The sequence below is a fragment of the Variovorax sp. GW821-FHT10D07 genome, from assembly GCF_059415325.1.
In genome coordinates this window covers 62,072-84,148 of the sequence record NZ_JBWKMZ010000010.1, presented here as the reverse complement: position 1 = coordinate 84,148, position 22,077 = coordinate 62,072, and the positions used below count along the sequence as shown (strand labels likewise).

Sequence of the window (22,077 nt, the reverse complement as noted above, 5' to 3'; positions counted from 1 at the left end):
AGGATTCACGGAATTCTATTGGTCAATCGGCGACGGCCGCGCATCATCCGTCCCCGAGACAACCGGCGCACCGCGCCCGCCCACGAGAAGAACATCCGATGGACCTGCACATCCACCCCCTGGCCCGCACGCTCGAGGTCCGCCCCGGCGCGAACCTGCTCGAGGTGCTGCGCGAGCACCATGTGCCGGTGTCGTACAGCTGCATGGCCGGGCGCTGCGGCACCTGCCGCTGCAAGCTGGTGTCGGGCCAGGTGCTCGACGCGGGCCAGGATGCCATCCGTCCCGACGGCCAGGGCGAGCGCTACGTGCTGGCCTGCCAGGCCACCCTGACCGAGAGCTGCGCGATCGAGATCCCCGAGCCCGACGAGGTGGTGGTGCATCCGGCGCGGGTGCTCAAGGCCACGGTCACGGGCATCGAGACGCTGACCCACGACATCCGCCGCCTGCGCCTGAAACCCAACAAGCCGCTCGAGTTCTCGCCCGGCCAGTACGCGCAACTGCAGTTCGCGCCGGGACTCGCACGGCCCTACTCGATGGCGGGCCTCGGCCGCGACGACGAACTCGAGTTCCATGTGCGCCGCGTGCCCGGCGGCCGCGTCACCGCGCATGTGTTCGAGCAACTGCGCGTGGGCGACGCGGTGCGCGTCAGCGGTCCGCTGGGCACCGCCTACCTGCGCGCGAAGCACCGCGGGCCGATGCTCTGCGCGGCCGGCGGCACCGGGCTGGCGCCGATCCTGTCGATCGTGCGCGGCGCCATCGAGGCCGGGCTCACGCAGCAATCGATCCACCTCTACCTCGGCGTGCGCTCGGGTGCCGACGTCTATGGCCTCGCCGAGCTGCGTGAACTGCAGGCGCTGCATCCGCGCCTGACGGTGCAGGTGGTGGTGGTCGCCGGCCCGGCCGAGGCCGGCCAGCGCCTGGGCCTGATCACCGACGCGATCCGCGCCGACTGGCCCGGCAGCCTCGAGAGCTGGCGCGCCTACCTCTGCGGCTCGCCGCCGATGGTCGAGGCCGTGACGCAACTGGTGCGCGGCCGCGGCCTTGCGCCCGAGCAGATCCATGCCGATGCCTTCTACCTGCAAGGCACCTGAAGAATCCGGAGAAAGACAAGGAGACCCGCGATGACAACGCAAGCCGTGTTTCCCATCGAGCTGCGCTGGGAGAACGAGCAGACCAGCCGCATCCCGTTCAAGGCCTACACCGACGAGGAACTGCACAGGAAGGAGCTGCAGCGCTTCTTCTACGAGAAGCACTGGTGCTATGTCGGCCTCGAGGCCGAGATCCCGAACCCCGGCGACTTCAAGCGCACCGCCGTCGGCGAGCGCTCGGTGATCCTGGTGCGCGACATGGAGGGCGAGATCCACGTGGTGGAGAACGTCTGCGCGCACCGCGGCATGCAGTTCTGCCGCGAGCGCCAGGGCAACCGCAAGGACTTCGTCTGCCCCTACCACCAATGGAACTACTCGCTCAAGGGCGACCTGCAGGGCGTGCCGTTCCGCCGCGGCGTGAAGCAGGATGGCAAGGTCAACGGCGGCATGCCGGGGGACTTCAAGCTCGAGGAGAACGGCCTCAACAAGCTCGAGGTCGCGCGGCGCGGCGGCGTGGTGTTCGCCTCCTTCGACCACGACATCGAGTCCTTCGAAGACTTCCTCGGCCCCGAGATCCTGCACTACTTCGACCGGCTGTTCGACGGCCGCAAGCTCACCATCCTCGGCTACAGCCGCCAGCGCATCCCGGGCAACTGGAAGCTGATGCAGGAGAACATCAAGGACCCGTACCACCCGGGCCTGCTCCATACCTGGTTCGTGACCTTCGGGCTCTGGCGCGCTGACAACAAGTCGGAGCTCAAGATGGATGCGCGCGGGCGCCACGCCGCGATGATCTCCACGCGCGGCAGCGCGGGCAAGGCCGCGCAGGTGACGCAGGTCTCCAGCTTCAAGGAGAGCATGCAGCTCAAGGACCCGCGCTTCCTCGACATCGTGCCCGAGCCCTGGTGGGGCGGGCCGACCGCGGTGATGATGACGCTGTTCCCGAGCCTGATCCTGCAGCAGCAGGTCAACAGCGTGTCGACGCGCCACATCCAGCCCGTGGGCCACGATGCCTTCGATTTCGTCTGGACCCATTTCGGCTTCGAGGACGACAGCGCCGAGATGACGCAGCGCCGCCTGCGCCAGGCCAACCTGTTCGGGCCGGCGGGCTTCGTGTCGGCCGACGACGGCGAGGTGATCGAGTTCTCGCAGCAGGGCTTCGAGCAGAAGCCCTACCACCGCACGCTGGCCGAGCTCGGCGGGCGCGAGGTCGAGAACACCGACCACATGGTGACCGAGACGCTGATCCGCGGGATGTACCGCTACTGGCGCGAAGTGATGGAGGCCGCATGAAGCAGCTCGACCCCGCCGCCTACCTCGACCTGGCCCGGCTCTACGCGGCCTATGCCCATGCGGTCGATTCGGGCCAGTGGAGCCTGTGGCCGGCCTTCTTCACCGAGCAGTGCAGCTACCGCTTGCAGCCGCGCGAGAACCACGAGCGCGGCCTGCCGCTGGCCACGCTGTCCTTCGAGAGCCGCGGCATGCTCGAGGACCGCGTCTACGGCATCCAGGAGACGCTGTTCCACGACCCGTACTACCAGCGGCATGTGGTCGGCCTGCCGGTGGTGCACGGCGTCGACGACGACGGCGCCATCCACAGCGAGGCCAACTATGCGGTGTTCCGCACCAAGCTCGACGGGCCCTCGACCGTGTTCAACGTGGGCCGCTACATCGACCGCATCGTGCCCACGGCCGAAGGCCTGAAGTTCGCGTCGCGCCTGTGCGTGTTCGACAGCGAAATGATCCCGAATTCCATCATCTATCCGATCTGAGCCATGCAGGACAAAGAACCCGAGACCCACGGCGCGCCGCTGCGCCGCTTCACCGACCCGGCCTACCGGCCGCTGTGCGCCAACCTCGCCGAGGTGCGAGAGAACATCGATGCGCTCGACCGCAGGATCGTCGCGCTGCTGGCCGAGCGCGGCCGCTACGTGAAGGACGCGGCGCGCTTCAAGCGCGATGCCTTCCAGGTCTCGGCGCCGCAGCGCCAGCAGGAGGTGATAGCCAAGGTGAGGGCGCTGGCCGAGCAGGAGGGCGCCTATCCCGAAGTGGTGGAGGCCGCCTACCGCGCGCTGATCGCGGGCTTCATCGCGCGCGAGCAGCAGGACCACCTGGGCATGGTGGACGTGGAGGCCCGGCCATGAAGACCCTGTTCGTGCTCGCGGCCACGGCCGCCATCGCCATCACGGCCCAGGCCCAGGACTGGCCGCAGCGTCCGGTGCGCGTGATCGTGCCCTTCGCCGCGGGCGCCTCGCCCGACATCCTCGCGCGCATCGTCAACGACAAGCTCGCCTCGCGCATCGGCCAGCCGCTGATCGTGGAGAACAAGCCCGGCGCGGGCGGCAACAGCGGCACCGACCAGGCCTCTAAGGCGGCGCCCGACGGCTACACCTTCCTGCTCTCGGTCAACGCGCCGCTGGTCTACAACACCATCCTCTACAAGAACCTGCCGTACGACCCGTTCAAGGACCTGGTGCCGGTGTCGCTCGCGGCCACCACGCCCAATGTGTGCGCGGTGTCCAACGGCATGAACGTCGAGTCGGTCAAGTCCTGGCTCGAGGCGCTGAAGCGCAACCCCGGCCAGTTCAACTTCGCCTCGACCGGCAACGGCTCGATCTCGCACCTGGGCGTGGAACTGGTCAAGCTCAAGACCCGGTCCTTCGCGGTCCACATCCCCTATGCGTCCTCGGGCCAGGCCGTCACCGCGATCATCCAGGGCGACGTGCAGTTCGCCTGCCTGCCGCCCGTGTCGGTGATGCCGCAGGCCAAGGCCGGCCGGCTCAAGGCCATCGCCGTGACCTCGGCCGAGCGCTCGGGGCTGCTGCCCGAGCTGCCGACGCTGCGCGAATCGGGCCTGCCCGACATCCAGGCCGTGCCGTGGTTCGCCTACATGGCGCCCAAGGGCACGCCCGATGCGATCGTGCAGCGCATGAGCCGCGAGATCGCCGCGGTGCTCAAGGACCCCGAGGTGCAAAAGCGCCTGCAGACCGCCTACTTCGATCCCGTGGGCAGCACGCCCGAGGCGCTGGCGAAGTTCATGGGCGAGGAACTGCGGCGCTGGAAGCCGGTGATCGAGCGCACGGGCCTCAAGCCCGACTGACAGCCACCCACGCCACGAAGGAAAAGAACATGACCACGATCACCTGGATCGACGCCGCCGCGGTGGACGACGTCCCCGCCGACGACGTGATCGGCATCGACGTGCAGGGCCGCGACATCGCGCTCTACGGCACCGAGGACGGCATCCATGCCACCGACAACATCTGCACCCACGGCCATGCGCGGCTGTGCGACGGCTTCCTCGAGGGCCATGAGATCGAGTGCCCGCTGCACCAGGGCCGCTTCGACGTGCGCAGCGGCAAGGCGATGTGCGCGCCGCTCACCGAGGACCTGCGCAGCTACCCGGTGAAGATCGAGGGCGGGCGGGTCTACCTCGCGTTCGAGGGCTGATCGGCGGGCAGCTCGCGCGGGCGCTCGCGGCGCCGGCGCTTGGCCTTCGACGGATGCCACTGGTGCGTCGAGGGCTTGAAGGCCGGTCGCTCGAGCGTCATCGCCTCGAGGAAGCGCGGGCCGATCTGCAGCCGCGGCGTGGCCAGCGAGGGATCGAAGTCGGCCTCGACGCGGCCCACGTCGGGCACGCGCGCATAGCGCAGCACGCGGTAGCCGGCATCGACCAGCAGCGCGTCGTGGGCCTCGCGCAGCGCGCGCTCCTTGCGGCCGGCCTTCTCGTCGAGGCCGACCACGGCCACCACCTCGAAGTTGCGGTCGCAGATGACGAAGTCGGCGATCTTGCGGCCGAAGCCGCTGCGCGCGGCGCGGGTGCGCGCCGTGAGCAGGGCGCCGAAGCTCACCTGCGGCAGCACCACGAGGTCGGGCAGCGTCTGCACCAGGCGGTGGTACATGGCCTGCTGGCGTTCGTTGAGCGGCGCGCGCGGGCGCGGGCGTTCGACGAAACCGCCGCGGCTGTCGTTGCGTTTCTGCGCGATCAGCACGAACAGGAGCAGGGCGAGGGTCGCCAGAACGACCACGAATAGAAATGTATTCATCTGTAACTCTCCTTCAGCGACGAGTCTCGCACGAGTGAAAGCGAGCGCTTCGACAAGCCCCTCGAAGCCTCGGACCAGGGCTTGCGCGCGGCCTCTGTTGCGGCTGCATTTCGCGGGCTCTGTATCTGTTCGCGGCGCGCCGGTGCGGCGAAGATGGCGCCTTTTCTTTCAGCTGGAAATTCCGCCCATGACCGCCTCCGCCCATCGCCAACAGACCGCCGACCGCATCGCCGCCGCGCTCGGCCACAGCTTCGAGGGCGAGATCCGCGTCGGCGGCCACTATGCGTCGGCCGTGCGCGACGGGCAGACCGTCTACATCAGCGGCCAGGTGCCGCGCGTGGGCACCACGGTGATGGTCACGGGCCGCGCGGGCGATACCGTGTCGCTGGAGCAGGCACGCGAGGGCGCGCAGATCTGCGCGCTGCGCGCGCTCGCGATCCTGCGCCGCGAGCTCGGCTCGCTCGACGCGGTGCGCCAGGTGCTGCGCGTGGGCGTGTTCGTGCAATGCAGCGCCGACTTCACGCAGCACAGCGAGGTGGCCGACGCGGCCTCGGACCTGCTGCACGAGGTGTTCGGCGACGCGGGCGTGCATGTGCGCACGGCGGTCGGCGTCTATGCGCTGCCGAAGAATGCGACGGTCGAGGTCGAGATGACCGTGGCGGTCGACTGATTCAGCGCAGCAGCAGGTCCGCCACTTCCTGCGCCAGGGTCGCCACGGTGCGCGGCGCGCAGCCCTCGGCGTTGTTGCTCACGGTGACGAAGGCGTTCTGCCCGGCCTTCACGGTGCCCGCGATCACGCGCGCCAGCGCCTGGCGCGTCTCGGGATCGGGGTCGACGATCTTGTCGAACGGGCCGTAGAGCTTCTCGGCGTCCTCGTAGCCGTAGCGGCCGTGGCGCCGGTGCAGGTTCCAGCGGCACACCAGCGGGCGCGGCCACAGCGCGCGCAGCATCGGCAGCTGGTCCTCGATCGGCGGCATCTTCGCGTGCAGGCCCAGGCACCAGGTGGCGCCCACGCTGCGCAGCATGGCGGCGAACTCGGGCGTCATGAGCTGCGGGTCGCGCACCTCGACCGCGACCACCGCGTCGGGCGCGGTCGACGTGAGCGCCGGCAGCGCGGCGATCATCGCGGCGAGGCGCTCGAGCAGCAGCGGCACATCGGCCAGCACGGGCCGCGGCAGCGGACTCAGCTGGAACACCAGCGCGCCGATGCGGTGGCCCAGGCCCTGCAGCGCGGGCTCGGCGAACTCGCGCACCGCGAGGTCGGCACTGAGGAAGGCCGGATTGATCTGCGTGCCGCGGCCGCTCTCGTCGCGCACCGTGGCATCGGTCACCACGCTCGGTGCCTTCACCACGAAGCGGAAGTCGTCGGGCACCATCGCCGCGTAGCGCGCGTACTGGCTCGCGGTGAGCGCGCGGTAGAAGTTGCGGTCCAGGCTCACGGTGCGGAACAGCGGATGCTGGCCATAGGCCGCGAGGCCGTTCTTCGACAGCACGGCCTCGGCGTACTCGCCGTCCCACACCAGGCCGGCCCAGCCCGGGTAGTTCCATGACGAGCCGCCGAAGCGCAACTGCGGCGGCAGCTGCAGCGCGAGGTCGACCAGCGCGGGATCGGCCGGTGCCGGCTGCACGGTGCCGCCGCGCGATTTCTTCGGGGCCGGCGCATCGGCCGCGGGCGCGGGAGGCGCCGAAGGGGGAGATCCGGGGAGGTCGGGGAAAAGATGGTCCTGCATTGCACTGATGCCTCGGGCGCGCATTCTCGCCCGGCCGGCGCTTGCCCGCCGGGCACAATCCGCGCCATGAAACAGTGGTTGCGCACCCGCGGCGGATGGTGGCTGGCCTGGCTGGCGCTGTCGGCCATCGGCGCGGTCTGGCTCGCGCGCGCGGAGATCGAGCGACTGCACCAGGCCTTCGACACCGACGCGCGCATCGCGCACCGCCTGATGAGCCAGCAGGTGGTGCAGTACGACGCGGTGCTGGCCACGCTCGCGCTGCTCGAGCCCGCGAGCGGCAGCGGCGCGGCCGACCGTCCCGAACAGCGGCTGCCCGCGGTGTACGCGTCGATCCTCGGCGTGCAGCGGCGCGCGCGCGACGAGGCCTGGCCGCCGGGTCCGCAGGCCGAGGCGCTGGCGCGGGCCGAGGCGCGCTCGCGCGAACTGCACCGCGCCGAATACGCAGCGCTCGACCTGCCGCATGGGCGCTACCTGCTGGCGATCGGCGCCGACCCGGTCAGCTATGCGCTGGCCATCGACCTCGCGGGCACCGTGCCCTGGCGCGACTGGCCGATGAACCCGCAGCAAAGCCCGGTTCGATTGAGCCTGCAGCGCGATGGCCAGCAGCTGGTGCTGCAGCCGGGGCGCATCGGCGAGGACGGCTGGCGCTTCGACTTCACCAAGGTGCTGGCCTCGCCGAGCCAGCCCTTCGACCTCGTCGCGCAGCGCCAGGTGGGCTGGTCCGAACTGCCCTGGCGCGCGATCGCGCTGTGGACGCTGGCGATGGCGCTGCTGGTCGCGGGCCTGTGGACCGCGCAGCGCCAGCGCGTGGCGCGCCGCCGTGCGGAAGAGCTGCTGCGGCTCGGCCAGGTCGCGCGGCTCAATGCGCTCGGCGAGCTGTCGGCCGGCCTCGCGCACGAACTCAACCAGCCGCTGACGGCCGTGCTCGCCAATGCGCAGGCCGCGCGCCGGCTGCTCGACGAGGAGCCGCCCGACATCGCCACCGCGCGCGGTGCCATGGGCCAGGCGGTCGAACAGGCGCGGCGCGCGGCCGGCGTGGTGGGGCGGCTGCGGCGCGTGATCGAGCGGCCCGAGGCCGGCGGCGAGCTGCGCCCTTTGGCGCTGCACGAGGTGGTGCGCGATGCGATGCACCTGCTGGCGCCCGAGTTCGAGCAGCGCGGTGTCGCGGTGCGCTTCGATGCCGCGGCCCAGCCGCCGCTGCGCGTGCTCGGCGAGCCGGTGGCGCTCGAGCAGATCGTGCACAACCTGCTGATGAACGCCCTGCAGGCGCTCGAAGGCGTGCCTGCGGGCGAACGGCGCATCGAGGTCGAGCTCGCGCGCCAGGGCGAGGAGGGCACGCTGGCCATCGTCGACAGCGGCCGGGGCATCGCGCCCGAGGCGCTGCCGCGGCTGTTCGAACCCTTCTTCAGCACGCGCGAAGGCGGCCTGGGACTGGGCCTGAGCCTCAGCGAGACGCTGGCCAGCGGCATGGGCGGCAGCCTCGAGGCGGCCCATGCACTGCCGCGCGGCGCGCGCTTCACCCTGCGGCTGCGGCTGGAAGAAAGCGCCCGATGAACGTCCAGCCCCAATCCCCGCTGGTGCACCTGATCGACGACGACCAGGCCGTGCGCGACAGCCTCGCGCTGCTGATCGGCACCGTGGGCCTGCGCGTGCAGGCCTGGGCCGATCCGCAGGCTTTTCTCGCGGGCTTCGACCGCAGCGGCATCGGCGCCATCGTGCTCGACGTGCGCATGCCCGGCATCGGCGGGCTGACCGTGCTCGACCGGCTGGTGGTGCAGGGCGTGGACCAGCCCGTGATCATGCTGACCGGCCACGGCACGGTCGAGATGTGCCGCCGCGCCTTCAAGGCCGGCGCGGCCGAGTTCCTCGAGAAGCCGGTCGACGACGAGCAACTGCTCGAGGCGCTGCAGCAGGCGGTGCGCCAGCACGTGCGCTCGCGCGAGCGTTCGCAGGCCGACCAGGCGGCGCGCGAGCAGGTCGCGCAGCTGTCGGAGCGCGAGCGCGAGGTGCTGGCCTTCATCGTCGCCGGCCTCACCAACAAGGAGATCGCGCGCGAGCTCGCGCTGTCGCCGCGCACGGTGGAGACGCACCGCGCGAACCTGTTCGCCAAGCTCGAGAGCGATTCGCTGGCGCAGCTGATCCGGCGCTACGCGCTGCTGGTCGACGGCGACGCGGCCTGAGCGGCGCTCCGTAGAACTACGGAGCGCGGCCCGCAGCCGTACGAATGGCCGCGCCGGCGCGCCTTTCCTACAGTGGCGCAGCCGCCGGCAACGGGCCGGCGCCACTCACTGGAGACCCCTTCATGCATTCGTCGCTTCGCCTCGCCACCCTCGCTGCCGCCGTCGTCGGCCTGGCCGCCTCCACCCTGGCCCAAGCCCAGACCGCCGCGCCCGCCGCGGTGCGCACCGAGCGCAACATCTCGCTCGCGCTGGCCAACCAGATCGCCGCCGAGGCCGTCGCCGCCTGCGCCGCCAACGGCTACAACGTGGCCGCCACCGTGGTCGACCGCGCCGGCACCGTGCGCTCCGTGCAGCGCGCCGACAACGCCGGCCCGCACACGCTGGCCTCGAGCGAGCGCAAGGCCTGGACCTCGGCCTCGGCCAAGAGCCCCACGCAGGCCATGATGGAGAACGCGCAGAAGAACCCCGGCGCCGCGAACCTGGTCTACCTGCCGGGCTTCCTGCTGCTGGGCGGCGGCGTGCCCGTGAAGTCGGGCAACGAGGTGATCGGCGCCGTGGGCGTGGGCGGCGCGCCCGGCGGCCACCTCGACGACCAGTGCGCGAATGCCGCGCTCGAGAAGGTCAAGGGCCTGCTGGGATGAGAACGCCGCGCGCGCTTCGGCTCGCCGCCGGCCTGGCGCTCGCGCTGGCCGCGGGCGTGCCGGGCGCGGCCATGGCCCAGGTCGCGCCCAGCGTGGCCGAGGCCAAGGCCTACGAGGGCCTGCACCGCGCGGCCTGGCAGGGCGACCTGCCGCGGCTGCGCGCGCTGGTCGCGGGCGGCGCGTCGCTCGATGCGCGCGATGCCCGTGGCCGCACGGCGCTGCAGGTGGCCACGCATGCGCGCCAGCGCGAGGCGATCCGCCTGCTGGCGCAGGCCGGCGCCTCGCTCGACCTGCTCGAGGACGACCGCTACGACGCCGTGACCATCGCCGCGGTGGCCGACGATCCGGCCACGCTGGCGCTGCTGCTGTCGCTGGGCGCGAGCGCGAAGCAGGTCACGAGCCGCTACGACGGCACCGCGCTGATCGCGGCCGCGCACCTGGGCCACGACGAGGTGGTGCGCCAGCTGATCGCGGCCGGCGCGCCGCTCGACCACGTCAACAACCTGCACTGGACCGCCACCATCGAGGCCGTGGTGCTGGGCGACGGCGGCGCGCGGCACCAGCGCACGCTGGCGGCCTTGATCGGCGCCGGCGCCAGGCTCTCGCTGGCCGACCGGCAGGGGCGCACGCCGCTGCAGCTCGCGGTGGCGCGCGGCTACACGGCGATGGCCGACCAGTTGCGGGCCGCCGGCGCGCCTTGAGCAGAACGCGGGGCGCGGGCGCCGGGCGGCTCGGGGACAATCGAGCCTCGCCGTCCCAAGGATTCGTCCCATGTACATGCCCCCGCAGTTCAACGCCAAGGATCCCGCCGTCGCGCTCGAGCTGATGCGCGCCCATCCGTTCGCGAGCCTGATCTCGACCGACGACGACGGCCTGCCGTACGTGACGCACCTGCCCCTGGTGGCCGAGCAGAGGACGGGCGAGGGCGGCGGGCTGGTGCTGTGGGGCCACTGCGCCAAGCCCAATCCGCACTGGCGCTACCTGCAGGCGCGGCCGCGCGCGGTCGCGACCTTTCTCGGGCCGCATGCCTACCTGTCGCCGCAGGTCTATCCCGACCTCGCGCGCGTGCCGACCTGGAACTACCTCGCGGTGCATTGCACGGTCGAGGCCCGGCTGGTCGAGGACGCACCGGCCAAGGATGCGCTGCTCAAGCGCCTGATCGGCGAGCACGAGCCCGCCTATGCGCAGCAGTGGCGCGACCTCGGCGAGGAGTTCCAGCTCAAGATGCTGGCCGGCATCGTGGGCTTCGAGCTGCGCGTGACCGCGCTGCAATGCAAGATCAAGCTCAACCAGCACCGGCGCGAATCGCATGCGGCGATGCACGAGCGCTACGCGGCCGGGTCGGGCGACGAGCGTGCGCTGTCGGTGTGGATGGAGCGGCTCGGGCTGACCGGCGCCGAGGCGCCCGCGAAGGGCGCGGCCTGAGATGCGCGGACTCGGACTGATCGGCCTCGTGGTCGCGCTCGCGATCGTCGCGCTGGTGGCGAAGAAGCAGTTCGCGGGCGCGGCCGCGCCGGTGGTGTCCACCGGGGGCGATGCCACGGTGCGCGACCAGGCGCGCCAGGTGCAAGACCAGTACAAGCAGGCCCTCGACGCCGCGATGCAGCAGTCGCAACGCAAGATGCCCGATGACGAGTGAGCCCCTGAACGACGACGGCTTCATGGCGCTCGCGCTGGCCGAGGCGCGGCGCGCGGCCGAGGCCGGCGAGGTGCCGGTGGGCGCGGTGCTGGTGAAGGACGGCCGCGTGATCGCCACCGGCCGCAACACGCCCGTGGGCGGCCACGACCCCAGCGGCCATGCCGAGATCAATGCGCTGCGCGCCGGCGCCGAGGCGCTGCGCAACTACCGGCTCGAGGGCTGCGAGCTGTTCGTCACGCTCGAGCCCTGCGCGATGTGCGCGGGCGCGATGCTGCATGCGCGGCTCGCGCGCGTGGTCTATGGCGCCGCCGATCCCAAGACCGGCGCGGCCGGTTCGGTGCTCGACCTGTTCGCGCTGCCTCAGCTCAATCACCAGACGCAGGTGCAAGGCGGCGTGCTGGCGTCCGACTGCGCGGCGCTGCTGCAGGACTTCTTCCAGCGCCGGCGCACGGCCGCGCGCGAGCAGGCGCAGCCGCTGCGCGACGATGCGCTGCGCACGCCGCCCGAGCGCTTCGAGGCGCTGGCGGACTACGCCTTCGCGCCGCACCACGTGCAGGACCTGCCGTCGCAGCGCGGCTGGCGCCTGCACTACGTCGACGAAGGGCCGGCCGATGGCGGCGCCATCGAGGCGACCTGCCTGTGCCTGCATGGCCCCGGCGAATGGGGCTACGCCTTTCGCCATCTCGTGGGCCTGCCCGGGCTGCGCGTGCGGGTGCCCGATCTGATCGGCTTCGGCAAGAGCGACAAGCCCAAGCGCGAGGCCGCGCACAGCCTCGAGTGGCATCGCGACCTGCTGCTCGAGTGGCTGGCCCGGCTGCCGCCCGCGCCGATGGTGCTGCTGCACTCGCAGGCCGGCGCGGACCTGGCGGCCGCGCTCCATGCGGCCGCGCCCGCGGGCCGCTTCGCGGCGCTGCTGGCCGCGCCCGAGGGCGGCGAGCGCGTGCGCGATGCCTGGCGCGCGCCGTTCCCCGACCGCGGCTTCGAGGCCGCGCTGCGCGCGCTCGGCCCGCTGGCCCGGTCCTCGGGACCGGATCGCGCGCAGGCACTGGCGCTGGCCGGGGCGGCGCGCGCCGCGATGGGATACTCGACGCCGTGAGCAACAAGCACATCTACATCTATTCCCCCTCCAGCGCGGTGCGCGACAAGGCCGCGTTCCGGCGCGGCGTGGCGCGCCTGAAGGCACTGGGCCACGAGGTCGAGGTCGACGAGGCCGCGCTGTCCTTCCACCAGCGCTTCGCCGGCGACGACGCGACCCGCCTCGCGGCCATCGGCCGCGCGGCCGCGAGCGGGGCCGACATCGCGTTGATCGCGCGCGGCGGCTATGGCCTCACGCGCATCCTCGACGGCGTGCCGTTCAAGAAGGTGGCCAAGGCCATCGAGCGCGGCACCGAGTTCGTCGGCCTCAGCGACTTCACCGCGCTGCAGAACGCGCTGCTCGCGAAGACCGGCGCCGTGACCTGGGCCGGCCCCGCGGTGGGCGAGGACTTCGGCGCCGAGGCCGGGCCCGACGACATCATGGAAGCCTGCTTCGACGACCTCGCGAACGGGCAGGGCGAGGGCACGGGCTGGCGCATGCCGGTGCGCGACGCGGCGCTCAAGCTCAAGCCCGTGCACGACGCCGTGCTGTGGGGTGGCAACCTCTGCGTGCTGACCAGCCTGCTCGGCACGCCGTACTTCCCGGCGGTCGACCAGGGCGTGCTGTTCATCGAGGACACCAATGAGCACCCGTACCGCATCGAGCGCATGCTCGAGCAACTGCGCATGGCCGGCGTGCTCGGCCGCCAGCGCGCCATCGTCTTCGGCCAGTTCACCGGCATGCGCAAGGTGCCGGGCTACGACCGCGGCTTCGGCCTCGACACCGTGATCGACCGGCTGCGCGCGCAATTGCGCAAGGTGCAGGTGATCGCGGGCCTGCCGTTCGGCCACGTGCCGACCAAGGTGCTGCTGCCGGTGGGCGCGAAGGTCGAGCTCGCGGCCGACGGGCGCGACGTGTTCATGGTCTGGGGCCATCACCCGCACGGCAGCGCCAGGCCGCACGGGCATGCGCATGGCCACGATCACGGCCACGCGCACGGCGACCACGCCGACCACGGCCACGCGCACTGAGGCGCCAAGCGCGCCAAAAAAAAGGCGGCCCGGAGGCCGCCTCGAAGCGAACGACAGGCAGCTCGCGACCGCCTGCCGTCCGTTACATCAGTGGTGGGGAATGCGCTGGTGCGTGCGCGGTCCCATCGAGCCCGGCAATCCGCCTTCGAACATGCTGTTGATGCCCTTCATCTTGCGGCGCGCGGCGGTTTCGCCGTCGACCGCGCTCAGCGCGGTCATCACGTCCTGGCGCAGATACCAGAGGGTTTCGACATCGGCGGCGAAGCGCACGCGCTGACTCACGCGTTGCACCGAGTGGCCGCCGTGCGATGGCAGCAGCGACAGCATCGCGCTGCGGATGCGGCCGAGCTGCAGATCCTTGGTGCGCGCACTGGCACCACCCGAAAGGTGCAGCAGACGAAGCAGACGACGGATGATCGACATGGCGAGTTACGTAACACCAGGAGCAAAGGTGGCGGTTACCTTAATCGGGCGATGATCAAGACACAAGTTGTGGAACATTGTTTCTTGTTTGAAAACAACACACTTTACGTAGCAGTTCGAGAAAAAACTGAGGAGTGTTTTCTAAAGTATTAAGGTAAATGCAGGACTTTTCCTACATGGCCCACAGTATTTATCCGACAGCTCACTCTTCCTCTTCAGAATAGTGCGACTTGGTGAAGGATTTGACGGTACAAACCCGTCCAGGGATGACCGGATTTCGGCGTTCTCCGTGTCCGGTCGGAGATAAGAAAACTCAAAACAACGGCGGTGAGGCCGAATTCAGAACATGGTTGTCAACTCCACTGTGGTGTTTGCGGACCTGACCGGGAGCACCCGGGTCTTCGAGGCGATGGGCAATGCCCGGGCCACCGAGACGGTGACGCGCCTGACGCAATGGATCGGGGCGGTGTGCGAAAAGCATGGCGGCCGGGTGGTGAAGTCGCTGGGCGATGGCGTGTTCGCGCTCTTCGCCGAAGGCGCGGGCGCGATCCAGTCGGTGATCGAATTGCAGCGCCAGCACCAGAAGCGCCTGCTGGCCTGGCCCGCGCCGCTGCGCATGGAACTGCAGATCGGCGTGGCCAGCGGCGAGGTGCTCGAGGTCGACGGCGACTGCTTCGGCGACGCGGTCAACCTGGCCTCGCGGCTCAGCGATCTCGCGGGGCCGAGCCAGATCTGGGCCACCGAGTCGGTGATCGCCCAACTGCCCGAGGGCTCGGTCCATCACCGCGACCTCGGCCCGATCAACATCCGCGGCCGCAGCGAGCTCTCGGTGGTGCATCGCATCGACTGGCAGGAGGACGTGACCGCCTCGCTGACGGTGCCGGCCGCGCTGATGGCGAGCCGCCATGCCGATTCGAACTTCGGCCAGATCGAGCTGAGCTGGCTCGACGTGCGCTCGATGTTCCGTACCGAGCAGTTGCCGATCCACCTGGGCCGCGTCGACGACGCCGAATTCGTGGTCAACGACCCGCGCGTGTCGCGCCTGCATGCGCGCATCGAGCTGCGCCAGGGCAGTTGCGTGCTGACCGACATCAGCACCTACGGCACCTGGGTGCGCTTCCACGGCAATGCCGGGCCCAGCAGCGAGATCGCGCTGCGGCGCGAGGAATGCGTGCTGCACGGCAGCGGCGAGATCGGGCTCGGCGCGCCGCTCAGCGATTTCAGCGCGCCGACCATCGCCTTCAACACCATGGGCGGCGACGTGCTGCTGTCGCGCCGCTCGGTCGGCTGAAGGGCGGCCGCCTCGTCACGTTTGGCTACCAGAAGCGGTGGCCGGGCGTGCACGGGGCGCGGGGGCCGGGCGTTGCTCGTGCATCGGACCGCCGTTCGCGGTCGTTTCCAGCCAGCCTGGACCGGGAGCCCTCAGTGAACCTCAAGCCTTCTTCTTCCTCGTCCCGCGGCCTGCACCTGGCCGCGCTCGCCGCCGTGGCGCTCGCCTCGCTGTTCGCGGCCGGTGCCGCCAACGCGCGCGGCCACTGGTCGATCGAGATCGGCACGCCCGGCGTGGGCTATCCGCCGCCGTACTACGCGCCGCCGCCCGTCTACTATGAGCCCGCGCCGATCTACTACGCGCCGCCCCCGCCGGTGTACTACCGCCCGCCGCCGCCCGTGTACTACCGGCCGGCACCGCTGATCGCGCCGCCGCCGGGCCGGCTCTACTACGGCCCCGGCTACCCATACCGCGCGCCCAACGACGACGGGGACGACGACTGACGCGCGCCGTGTCCGCCTGAGCGCTTGCTGAAGACAATCCGCGACAGGAATTGTCAAATTGTGTTTCTTTAACGACGAAAAAGTCACACAAGTTCACATTCCTAAGCCGAAAGTCCGCCGGTTCCGGCCCCTCGATCCACGGAAACCGGTAGGGCATGACCCTTGCCTCCTGAGCCCCATCGGCGCGCGGGCGCCGCAGGAGCGAGGGTCATGTTCGACACGGAAGAAGCCGGCCAGCAGGCAGCGGCTCATGAGACGGGGGATGCGCCGCTGGCGCGGGACGGGGACGGCCACGGCACGCCCGCCCACGAGGGATCGGCCAAGGCGCTGAAGGGCCTGGCGCTGTTCGCCATGCCGGCGCTGATCGCGGGCTGTGGCGGCGGAGGAGGCGGCGGTGGCGCGGGCGGCGGCATCTTCCCGGGCGCGGGCGGTGGCGCCAACCCGCAGCCCGATTCGGCCACGCCGGCCGACACCGGCCCCTACCACTACCTGCAGGCCAAGAGCGACGCCGAAGCCGCGCGCTTCCTGCTGCAGGCGCAGTTCTCGGCCTCCGAGCCGGAGATCGCCGCGGTGCGCAGCCTCGGCTACCTGCCCTGGCTCGAACAGCAGTTCAGCGCGCCGCGCACCCAGACCGCCTGGGAATGGGTCGAGAGCCAGCCCTACAACGCCACCGACATCGACGCCACCGTCTGGCGCCAGCTCATGCTGTCGGGCGACGCGGTGCGCAAGCGCATGGCGCTCGCGCTCAGCGAGATCTTCGTGGTCTCGGCCAACGACATCGGCTCGAGCTGGCCGACGCACATGATGGCCCAGTACTGGGACATGCTGGCCGCCGGCAGCAGCGGCAACTTCCGCCAGCTGCTCGAGGCCGTGACGCTCAATCCCGCGATGGGCTTCTACCTCAACACGCGCGGCAACCAGAAGGAGAACAACCGCGGCCGCCAGCCCGACGAGAACTATGCGCGCGAGGTCATGCAGCTCATGAGCATCGGCCTGCAGCAGCTCGAGGCCGACGGCACGCCGAAGACCGGCGCCGACGGCCAGCCGCTCGACAGCTACACGCAGAACGACGTGACCCAGCTCGCGCGCGTCTTCACCGGCTACGACCTCGACATCAAGCCCGGCGAGGAGAACGGCTTCCGCCCGCCGGGCGCGAGCTACACCGTCGAGACCCGAGACTGGACCACGCGGCCGATGGTGCTCGTCGCGAGCCGCCACTCGATGCTCGAGGCGAAGTTCCTCGGCGCCACCGTGCCCGCCAACACGCCCGGCGCCGCCGCGCTCAAGATCGCGCTCGACACGCTGTTCAACCACCCGAACGTCGGCCCCTTCATCGGGCGGCAGCTGATCCAGCGGCTGGTCACGAGCAACCCGAGCCCGGCCTACGTGAAGCGCGTGGCCGCGGCCTTCGCCGACAACGGCGCGGGCGTGCGCGGCGACATGAAGGCGGTGTTCGCCGCCGTGCTGATCGACGACGAGGCGCGCGCGCCGGCCGGCCTGGCCAATCCCGACTTCGGCCGCCTGCGTGAACCGATGCTGCGGCTGGCGCAATGGGGCCGCAGCTTCGGCGCGAGCTCCACCAAGGGCACCTGGCGCATCGGCGACCAGAGCAATGCCAGCTACGGCCTGGGCCAGAGCCCGCTGCGTTCGCCCTCGGTCTTCAACTACTTCCGGCCCGGCTACGTGCCGCCGGCCACCGCCATCGCCGAGCGCAAGCTGGTGGCGCCCGAGTTCCAGATCGTCAACGAGTCCAGCGTGGGCGGCTACCTCAACTTCCTGCAGAACGCGCTGCCCTACGGCATCGACAACGGCGACGTGCGCGCCGCCTACACGGCCGAGAAGGCGCTGGCGCTCGACCCCGCGGCACTCGTGAAGCGGCTCAACCTGCTGCTGACCGGCAACCAGCTCTCGAGCGCCACCGTGAGCCTGATCACCAATGCGCTCGCCACGCCCGCGCTCAACGCCAGCAGCAGCGAGGGCGCCCGGCTCAATCGCGTCTACGCGGCCGTGATGCTGGTAATGGGCGCGCCCGAATACCTGGTGCAGAAATGAACCCCATGACCCCGACGAACAAGGCCAGCCAGGAGCGGCGCCCATGCATCTGATCGATCCCGCGCGCCACACCCGGCGCGCCTTCCTGCGCCGCTCGGGCCAGCTCGCCATGGCCGGCACCGCGCTGCCGTTCGCGCTCAACCTCGCGACCATGGGCGAGGCCGCAGCCCAGGCCGCGCCCGGCGACGATTACAAGGCGCTGGTCTGCGTCTTCCTCTACGGCGGCAACGACTACGCCAACACGGTCGTCACCTACGACACCGACAGCTACGGCAAGTACAGCCAGATCCGCGGCGGCAACGGCGATGCCGGCGGCGGCATCGCGATCGCGCGCGCCCAGCTGCTGCCCACCTTGCTCGCGCCCACGCAGGCATTGCCGGGCGGCCGCCAGTACGCGCTGCATCCGTCGATGACCGCGCTGGCCGACCTGTTCCACAACGAGGGCAAGGTCGCGGTGCAGCTCAACGTCGGCCCGCTGATCACGCCGATCACGCGCGCCCAGTACGACAGCGGCAACCGCAAGTCCTGGCCGGTGCCGCCCAAGCTGTTCTCGCACAACGACCAGCAGTCGGTCTGGCAGTCGTCCTCGCCCGAGGGCTCGACCGTGGGCTGGGGCGGCAACATCGGCGACCTCGTGCTGTCGGGCAACACGGGCTCGCTGTTCACCTGCATGTCGGTCTCGGGCAATGCCGTGTTCCTCTCGGGCGACCAGGCGCTGCAGTACCAGGTCGGCACCGGCGGCGCGGTGCGCATCTACAGCGTGGGCACCAACACCGGCAACCTGTTCGGTTCCGACACCGTCAAGGCCGCGATGCAGCAGCTCGCGCAGCAATCGCGCGGCCACACGCTCGAGGAGGAATACAGCAAGGTGGTCCGGCGCGCGGTCAAGGCCGAGGGCCAGGTCACGGCGGCGATCCAGAGCGACTTTCCCGCCGGCGCCTTCCCGGCCAACAACGGCCTCGCGAGCCAGCTCAAGATGGTCGCGCGCCTGATCCGCGGCCGCGCCTCGCTGGGCGTGAAGCGCCAGGTCTTCTTCGTCTCGATGGGCGGCTTCGACCTGCACGACAGCCTGATCGCCAACCAGCCCGGCCTGATGCAGCGGCTGTCCGACGCGATGACCGCCTTCCATCGCCAGATGGCGACGCTGGGCCTCGGCGACCAGGTCACGGCCTTCACGGCCTCCGACTTCGGCCGCACGCTCTCGTACAACAGCGACGGCTCCGACCATGGCTGGGGCGGCCACCACTTCGTGGTCGGCGGCGCGGTGAAGGGCAGGGCGATCTACGGCACGCCACCGCCCGTGAGCATCGGCAACACCGCGGCCGATGCCGACCAGTGGCACGTGGGCCAGGGCCGCCTGCTGCCCACCACCTCGGTCGACCAGTACGCCGCCACGCTCGCGCGCTGGTTCGGCGTGCCCGACAGCCAGCTCGACGGGATCCTGCCGAACCTGAAGAACTTCGGGCGCACGGCCAACGGCATCGCGTATCCGCGCGACATCGGGTTCATGGGATGAACATCATGGGCCACGTGACACTGATGGGCAGCCTCGACAGCGTCGAGGGCGGCATCAGCGTGGACTTCGGTCCGAAGCCGCGCCGCGAGGCACCGCCCTCGACGCCCGGCCTCGGCCTGGCGCGGCGCCGGCCCTTCGCCAGCGTCGCGGCCGCGATCGCGGCCATCGAGGCGCTGGACCGCGAGCTGCGCAAGTTCGAACTCGCGGTCGACGACGTGCTGCAGGACTACCTCGGCGTGCAGATGGCGCAGATCACCGACTGCGCGCTGACGCGCGGCTGGGAGCCCGTGGGTTTCGTGCAGGACGAAGGCTTTCGTGTCTACCGCTACGAGCGCGTGCGCGGCCGCTCGAGGCAGGCCGGCGCAAGCCGCTGAGGCGCCGGGCGGCCAGCGCGGCGCCGCCTGTCATCGCACCGACACGAATCCGTCACGCAGCGCAGTCACCATCCGGCTCGCCCAGGCTGCGATGGTCCCGACGTCCACGGCCCGGCTCCTCCGAACACGCCGCGCATGCACCTTTCCTGCACCTCCTTCCTCGATCCGGCATGCCCGCAGCGGGTTCACAGCTCGCGGCGGGACTGATGGCGGTGGCGGTGCTCCTGGGCGGCATGCCGGCCGCGCGCGCCGACGCGCCACGGACCGCCGTGGCCGATCCCGCGGCGCCGATGCACTTCGACATTCCGCGCCTGCCGCTGGCTGCGGCGCTGAGCCGCTTCCATGCGCAGACCGGCCAGTCGCTGCTCTACGACGACGCGATCGCCGACGGCCGCATGGCCGGCCCGCTGCAGGGCGAGCACACGCCCGAGGCCGCGCTGCGCGAGCTGCTCGCGGGCAGCGGCATCGTGGTGCGCTACACCTCGCAGGCGGCCTTCATGCTGATGCGGCCCGAGGCGCCCGCCGCCGGGACGTCGCCCGTTGCCGCGACGGCCGACACGCGAACCGCCATCGCGGCGAGCGCCGCGCGCCGCGCCTACTACGCGCAGCTGCAGGCCCGCGTGACCGCCGCGCTGTGCGGCGATCCCGTCACCATGCCCGGCAGCTACCGGCTGGCGCTCAATCTCTGGATCGATGCCGGGGCCCCGGTGGTCGAGCGCGTGGTGCTGCATGCCACCGGCAACGAGCGGCGCGATGCGCGCATCGCCGCGCGGCTCACCGGCCTGGCGCTCGAGTCGGCGCCGCCCGAGGGCCTGGCGCAGCCGATCGCGCTGCTGATTCTGCCGCGCCAGCCGGCGCAGACCGGCGACTGCCGCCCATGAGCGCCGGCCTGCTGAACTTCCTGGTCGAGCGCTACGACGTGCTGCGCCGCAAGCTCTCGCACCGGCTCGGCTCGGTCGAGCTGGCCGAGGACGTGCTGCACGACACCTACGTCAAGCTCTCGGTGCGCGCGCCGGCCGGCCCGGTGCACAGCCCGCAGAGCTTCCTCTTGCGCACCGCGGTCAACATCGCGATCGACCGCATCCGCGCCGACCGGCTCGAGCTCTCGGGCGAGGAGATCGACGAGCTGCTGATGACCGACGAGAAGGCCATCGACCCGGCGGTCGCGGTCGAGGCGCGCATCGACCTCGAGGCGGTGGCGCGCGCGATGGAGCTGCTGCCGCCGCTGCGCCGGCAACTGCTGTTCGCCTCGCGCGTCGAGGGCATTCCGCAGAAGGAGCTGGCGCAGCGCTACGCGATCTCGCTGCGCCGCGTCGAGCGCGAGATCCACCTGGCGCACGAGTTCTGCGTCGAACAGATGCGAGGGCCGCGCAAGGATTGAATTGGCGGTCGGCCCCGGCGCCGAACGTCCAGTCAGCAGCACACCGATGATCTCGAACATGGCCGACGACGATTCCGAAGTCCTTGCCTCCCGTCTCGACGAGGAGGCGCGCGCCTGGGTGCGCCGGCTGCGCTCGGGCGCGGCCACGCGCAAGGACGCGCGCCAGCTCGCGCAGTGGCGCGCGCGCGGCCCCGGCCATGCGCAGGCCTTCGAACGCGCCAAGCGCGAATGGCAGGCGATCGGCGGCGTGGCGCAGGCGCACCAGCGGCTCTTTCCCGAGGCCGCCGCCGCGCCGGGCCGCGCGGCCGTGCAGGCCGCGGTGGCGGTCGATACGCGCCGGCGCTGGCTGCTCGGCGCGGGCTTCGCGAGCGCGGGCGCCGCGGCCATCGCGGCGGTGGTGCATCCGCCGCTGGCGCTGTGGCCCTCGTGGTCCGAGCTGGTGGCCGACTACCGCACCGGCACCGGCCAGCAGGCCACGGTGACGCTGGCGGCCGACGTGGAGCTGATGCTCAACACCCAGACCAGCCTCGCCGTGCAGCCCGGCGCCGCGGCCGGCGGCGGCGAGCGCATCCGGCTGATCGCGGGCGAGGCCACGCTGCGGCGCGGCCCCGGCGCGCCCTTCGTCGAGCTGGTCGCGGGCGAGCTGCGCATCGTGCCCGGCGTGGGCAATGTCGCCGTGTGGCGCCAGGACGAGCGCTACCGCGTGAGCTGCATCGAGGGCCGCGTCGAGGTGATGCATCCCACGCGCACCGTCGCGCTGCGCGAGGGCGAGCAGATCTGGTGCGGCGCGACCGGCGTGTCGCCGGTGGCGCAGGTGGACATGGCGCAGACCCAGGCCTGGCGCCGTGGCGAACTGGTGTTCCGCGCCACGCCCCTGAGCGAGGCGGTGGACGAGATCAACCGCTACCGCAACGGCCGGGTCGTGCTGGCGAGCGATTCGCTCGCGCGCCACCGGCTCAGCGGGCATTTCCGGATCAACGCGCTCGACGAGGCGATCGAGCAGATCGAGGTGCTGTTCGGCGCGCGCGCGACACGCTGGCCGGGCGGGATCGTGATGCTGGGCTGAGCGCGGCCGCGGGCGCGCAAAAAAAGTCGGATTTCCTTGGCGGGTCTTCGCTGCGCCAACGT

26 protein-coding genes are annotated in these 22,077 nt (G+C 71.2%); 23 read left to right on the top strand and 3 right to left on the bottom strand.

From position 1 onward, the window contains the following. The first annotated feature begins 98 nt into the window (after nucleotides 1–98). From AC07PU_RS26235 to AC07PU_RS26210, 6 genes are read left to right on the top strand one after another with little or no spacing between them, the layout of a single operon-like run. Entirely contained in the window at nucleotides 99–1,091 is a 993-nt protein-coding gene (locus tag AC07PU_RS26235) for a 2Fe-2S iron-sulfur cluster-binding protein (RefSeq protein ID WP_495321481.1), read from the top strand. A 30-nt stretch (nucleotides 1,092–1,121) separates the two neighbouring features. Continuing rightward, entirely contained in the window at nucleotides 1,122–2,381 is a 1,260-nt protein-coding gene (locus tag AC07PU_RS26230) for an aromatic ring-hydroxylating dioxygenase subunit alpha (RefSeq protein WP_495321480.1), read from the top strand. Further along, on the top strand, nucleotides 2,378–2,860 hold the full coding sequence (locus tag AC07PU_RS26225; protein ID WP_495321479.1) for an aromatic-ring-hydroxylating dioxygenase subunit beta: 483 nt from the start codon (nucleotides 2,378–2,380) through the stop codon (nucleotides 2,858–2,860). Before AC07PU_RS26230 ends, AC07PU_RS26225 begins: the two co-directional genes overlap by 4 nt. Nucleotides 2,861–2,863: 3 nt before the next feature. Beyond that, nucleotides 2,864–3,232, top strand: coding sequence for a chorismate mutase (locus AC07PU_RS26220; protein WP_093341832.1), 369 nt, complete (start codon nucleotides 2,864–2,866; stop codon nucleotides 3,230–3,232). Continuing rightward, nucleotides 3,229–4,188: a Bug family tripartite tricarboxylate transporter substrate binding protein gene (locus AC07PU_RS26215; RefSeq protein WP_495321478.1), complete on the top strand. Its 960-nt coding sequence runs from the start codon at nucleotides 3,229–3,231 to the stop codon at nucleotides 4,186–4,188. Before AC07PU_RS26220 ends, AC07PU_RS26215 begins: the two co-directional genes overlap by 4 nt. Before the next feature lie 29 nt (nucleotides 4,189–4,217). Beyond that, nucleotides 4,218–4,538 (top strand): non-heme iron oxygenase ferredoxin subunit, encoded by a 321-nt coding sequence (locus tag AC07PU_RS26210; RefSeq protein WP_093341836.1) that lies wholly within the window; start codon nucleotides 4,218–4,220, stop codon nucleotides 4,536–4,538. On the opposite strand, the gene AC07PU_RS26205 is transcribed toward AC07PU_RS26210, so the two are convergent. Then, nucleotides 4,517–5,134 (bottom strand): DUF2726 domain-containing protein, encoded by a 618-nt coding sequence (locus AC07PU_RS26205; RefSeq protein ID WP_495321477.1) that lies wholly within the window; start codon nucleotides 5,132–5,134, stop codon nucleotides 4,517–4,519. The two genes, AC07PU_RS26210 and AC07PU_RS26205, sit on opposite strands and share 22 nt — an antisense overlap. A 187-nt stretch (nucleotides 5,135–5,321) precedes the next feature. Here AC07PU_RS26205 and AC07PU_RS26200 point away from each other — a divergent pair, with 187 nt between their 5' ends. Then, nucleotides 5,322–5,804: a RidA family protein gene (locus AC07PU_RS26200; protein WP_093341840.1), complete on the top strand. Its 483-nt coding sequence runs from the start codon at nucleotides 5,322–5,324 to the stop codon at nucleotides 5,802–5,804. Between the two features lies 1 nt (nucleotide 5,805). Here the strand turns inward: AC07PU_RS26200 and AC07PU_RS26195 are convergent, their stop codons facing one another. Further along, complete coding sequence (locus AC07PU_RS26195) at nucleotides 5,806–6,864, bottom strand: DUF72 domain-containing protein (protein WP_495321476.1); 1,059 nt, start codon at nucleotides 6,862–6,864, stop codon at nucleotides 5,806–5,808. A gap of 66 nt (nucleotides 6,865–6,930) precedes the next feature. On the opposite strand from AC07PU_RS26195, the gene AC07PU_RS26190 reads away from it, so the two are divergent. The 8 genes from AC07PU_RS26190 to AC07PU_RS26155 all read left to right on the top strand — a co-directional run bounded on the left by AC07PU_RS26190 (nucleotide 6,931) and on the right by AC07PU_RS26155 (nucleotide 13,430). After that, complete coding sequence (locus AC07PU_RS26190) at nucleotides 6,931–8,418, top strand: sensor histidine kinase (protein WP_495321475.1); 1,488 nt, start codon at nucleotides 6,931–6,933, stop codon at nucleotides 8,416–8,418. Further along, nucleotides 8,415–9,044 carry a response regulator transcription factor gene (locus AC07PU_RS26185; RefSeq protein ID WP_495321474.1) on the top strand — a complete coding sequence of 210 codons (630 nt, stop codon included), beginning with the start codon at nucleotides 8,415–8,417 and terminating at the stop codon, nucleotides 9,042–9,044. Before AC07PU_RS26190 ends, AC07PU_RS26185 begins: the two co-directional genes overlap by 4 nt. A 122-nt stretch (nucleotides 9,045–9,166) precedes the next feature. After that, nucleotides 9,167–9,685, top strand: a complete 519-nt coding sequence (locus tag AC07PU_RS26180; RefSeq protein WP_495321473.1) for a GlcG/HbpS family heme-binding protein — start codon at nucleotides 9,167–9,169, stop codon at nucleotides 9,683–9,685. Further along, entirely contained in the window at nucleotides 9,682–10,386 is a 705-nt protein-coding gene (locus tag AC07PU_RS26175; protein WP_495321472.1) for an ankyrin repeat domain-containing protein, read from the top strand. The genes AC07PU_RS26180 and AC07PU_RS26175 overlap by 4 nt, the downstream gene beginning before the upstream one ends. Nucleotides 10,387–10,456: 70 nt before the next feature. Further along, a complete protein-coding gene (locus AC07PU_RS26170; RefSeq protein WP_296787924.1) occupies nucleotides 10,457–11,110 on the top strand; it encodes an FMN-binding negative transcriptional regulator in 654 nt (217 codons plus the stop codon). A 1-nt stretch (nucleotide 11,111) separates the two neighbouring features. Beyond that, nucleotides 11,112–11,324: a hypothetical protein gene (locus tag AC07PU_RS26165; RefSeq protein ID WP_495321471.1), complete on the top strand. Its 213-nt coding sequence runs from the start codon at nucleotides 11,112–11,114 to the stop codon at nucleotides 11,322–11,324. After that, on the top strand, nucleotides 11,314–12,420 hold the full coding sequence (gene tadA, locus AC07PU_RS26160) for a tRNA adenosine(34) deaminase TadA (protein ID WP_495321470.1): 1,107 nt from the start codon (nucleotides 11,314–11,316) through the stop codon (nucleotides 12,418–12,420). Before AC07PU_RS26165 ends, tadA begins: the two co-directional genes overlap by 11 nt. Then, the gene (locus AC07PU_RS26155) at nucleotides 12,417–13,430 is read left to right on the top strand and encodes an LD-carboxypeptidase (RefSeq protein WP_495321469.1); all 1,014 of its coding nucleotides are present in this window, start codon (nucleotides 12,417–12,419) and stop codon (nucleotides 13,428–13,430) included. The genes tadA and AC07PU_RS26155 overlap by 4 nt, the downstream gene beginning before the upstream one ends. An 87-nt stretch (nucleotides 13,431–13,517) precedes the next feature. Here the strand turns inward: AC07PU_RS26155 and AC07PU_RS26150 are convergent, their stop codons facing one another. Continuing rightward, nucleotides 13,518–13,853, bottom strand: a complete 336-nt coding sequence (locus AC07PU_RS26150) for a hypothetical protein (RefSeq protein ID WP_093341860.1) — start codon at nucleotides 13,851–13,853, stop codon at nucleotides 13,518–13,520. Between the two features lie 346 nt (nucleotides 13,854–14,199). On the opposite strand from AC07PU_RS26150, the gene AC07PU_RS26145 reads away from it, so the two are divergent. From AC07PU_RS26145 to AC07PU_RS26110, 8 genes are all read left to right on the top strand, one after another. After that, the gene (locus AC07PU_RS26145) at nucleotides 14,200–15,144 is read left to right on the top strand and encodes an adenylate/guanylate cyclase domain-containing protein (RefSeq protein ID WP_093341862.1); all 945 of its coding nucleotides are present in this window, start codon (nucleotides 14,200–14,202) and stop codon (nucleotides 15,142–15,144) included. Between the two features lie 134 nt (nucleotides 15,145–15,278). Beyond that, nucleotides 15,279–15,626 carry a hypothetical protein gene (locus AC07PU_RS26140; RefSeq protein WP_296787933.1) on the top strand — a complete coding sequence of 116 codons (348 nt, stop codon included), beginning with the start codon at nucleotides 15,279–15,281 and terminating at the stop codon, nucleotides 15,624–15,626. 210 nt (nucleotides 15,627–15,836) lie between these two features. After that, nucleotides 15,837–17,678: a DUF1800 domain-containing protein gene (locus tag AC07PU_RS26135; protein ID WP_495321468.1), complete on the top strand. Its 1,842-nt coding sequence runs from the start codon at nucleotides 15,837–15,839 to the stop codon at nucleotides 17,676–17,678. 43 nt (nucleotides 17,679–17,721) lie between these two features. Next, nucleotides 17,722–19,194 (top strand): DUF1501 domain-containing protein, encoded by a 1,473-nt coding sequence (locus tag AC07PU_RS26130; protein ID WP_495321467.1) that lies wholly within the window; start codon nucleotides 17,722–17,724, stop codon nucleotides 19,192–19,194. Between the two features lie 5 nt (nucleotides 19,195–19,199). Beyond that, complete coding sequence (locus AC07PU_RS26125) at nucleotides 19,200–19,568, top strand: hypothetical protein (RefSeq protein ID WP_495321466.1); 369 nt, start codon at nucleotides 19,200–19,202, stop codon at nucleotides 19,566–19,568. A gap of 170 nt (nucleotides 19,569–19,738) precedes the next feature. Continuing rightward, nucleotides 19,739–20,449, top strand: a complete 711-nt coding sequence (locus AC07PU_RS26120) for an STN domain-containing protein (RefSeq protein WP_495321465.1) — start codon at nucleotides 19,739–19,741, stop codon at nucleotides 20,447–20,449. Beyond that, a complete protein-coding gene (locus AC07PU_RS26115) occupies nucleotides 20,446–20,949 on the top strand; it encodes a sigma-70 family RNA polymerase sigma factor (RefSeq protein WP_208508040.1) in 504 nt (167 codons plus the stop codon). Before AC07PU_RS26120 ends, AC07PU_RS26115 begins: the two co-directional genes overlap by 4 nt. Before the next feature lie 46 nt (nucleotides 20,950–20,995). Beyond that, the gene (locus AC07PU_RS26110) at nucleotides 20,996–22,015 is read left to right on the top strand and encodes a FecR family protein (RefSeq protein ID WP_296787944.1); all 1,020 of its coding nucleotides are present in this window, start codon (nucleotides 20,996–20,998) and stop codon (nucleotides 22,013–22,015) included. Nucleotides 22,016–22,077 lie beyond the last annotated feature (62 nt).

Bases quoted from the DNA above. Each gene is read 5' to 3' on its own strand.
- AC07PU_RS26235 (WP_495321481.1), top strand. From the start codon at position 99: ATGGACCTGCACATCCACCCCCTGGCCCGCACGCTCGAGGTCCGCCCC.
- AC07PU_RS26230 (WP_495321480.1), top strand. From the start codon at position 1,122: ATGACAACGCAAGCCGTGTTTCCCATCGAGCTGCGCTGGGAGAACGAG.
- AC07PU_RS26225 (WP_495321479.1), top strand. From the start codon at position 2,378: ATGAAGCAGCTCGACCCCGCCGCCTACCTCGACCTGGCCCGGCTCTAC.
- AC07PU_RS26220 (WP_093341832.1), top strand. From the start codon at position 2,864: ATGCAGGACAAAGAACCCGAGACCCACGGCGCGCCGCTGCGCCGCTTC.
- AC07PU_RS26215 (WP_495321478.1), top strand. From the start codon at position 3,229: ATGAAGACCCTGTTCGTGCTCGCGGCCACGGCCGCCATCGCCATCACG.
- AC07PU_RS26210 (WP_093341836.1), top strand. From the start codon at position 4,218: ATGACCACGATCACCTGGATCGACGCCGCCGCGGTGGACGACGTCCCC.
- AC07PU_RS26205 (WP_495321477.1), bottom strand. From the start codon at position 5,134: ATGAATACATTTCTATTCGTGGTCGTTCTGGCGACCCTCGCCCTGCTC.
- AC07PU_RS26200 (WP_093341840.1), top strand. From the start codon at position 5,322: ATGACCGCCTCCGCCCATCGCCAACAGACCGCCGACCGCATCGCCGCC.
- AC07PU_RS26195 (WP_495321476.1), bottom strand. From the start codon at position 6,864: ATGCAGGACCATCTTTTCCCCGACCTCCCCGGATCTCCCCCTTCGGCG.
- AC07PU_RS26190 (WP_495321475.1), top strand. From the start codon at position 6,931: ATGAAACAGTGGTTGCGCACCCGCGGCGGATGGTGGCTGGCCTGGCTG.
- AC07PU_RS26185 (WP_495321474.1), top strand. From the start codon at position 8,415: ATGAACGTCCAGCCCCAATCCCCGCTGGTGCACCTGATCGACGACGAC.
- AC07PU_RS26180 (WP_495321473.1), top strand. From the start codon at position 9,167: ATGCATTCGTCGCTTCGCCTCGCCACCCTCGCTGCCGCCGTCGTCGGC.
- AC07PU_RS26175 (WP_495321472.1), top strand. From the start codon at position 9,682: ATGAGAACGCCGCGCGCGCTTCGGCTCGCCGCCGGCCTGGCGCTCGCG.
- AC07PU_RS26170 (WP_296787924.1), top strand. From the start codon at position 10,457: ATGTACATGCCCCCGCAGTTCAACGCCAAGGATCCCGCCGTCGCGCTC.
- AC07PU_RS26165 (WP_495321471.1), top strand. From the start codon at position 11,112: ATGCGCGGACTCGGACTGATCGGCCTCGTGGTCGCGCTCGCGATCGTC.
- tadA (WP_495321470.1), top strand. From the start codon at position 11,314: ATGACGAGTGAGCCCCTGAACGACGACGGCTTCATGGCGCTCGCGCTG.
- AC07PU_RS26150 (WP_093341860.1), bottom strand. From the start codon at position 13,853: ATGTCGATCATCCGTCGTCTGCTTCGTCTGCTGCACCTTTCGGGTGGT.
- AC07PU_RS26145 (WP_093341862.1), top strand. From the start codon at position 14,200: ATGGTTGTCAACTCCACTGTGGTGTTTGCGGACCTGACCGGGAGCACC.
- AC07PU_RS26135 (WP_495321468.1), top strand. From the start codon at position 15,837: ATGTTCGACACGGAAGAAGCCGGCCAGCAGGCAGCGGCTCATGAGACG.
- AC07PU_RS26130 (WP_495321467.1), top strand. From the start codon at position 17,722: ATGCATCTGATCGATCCCGCGCGCCACACCCGGCGCGCCTTCCTGCGC.
- AC07PU_RS26125 (WP_495321466.1), top strand. From the start codon at position 19,200: ATGGGCCACGTGACACTGATGGGCAGCCTCGACAGCGTCGAGGGCGGC.
- AC07PU_RS26120 (WP_495321465.1), top strand. From the start codon at position 19,739: ATGCCCGCAGCGGGTTCACAGCTCGCGGCGGGACTGATGGCGGTGGCG.
- AC07PU_RS26115 (WP_208508040.1), top strand. From the start codon at position 20,446: ATGAGCGCCGGCCTGCTGAACTTCCTGGTCGAGCGCTACGACGTGCTG.
- AC07PU_RS26110 (WP_296787944.1), top strand. From the start codon at position 20,996: ATGATCTCGAACATGGCCGACGACGATTCCGAAGTCCTTGCCTCCCGT.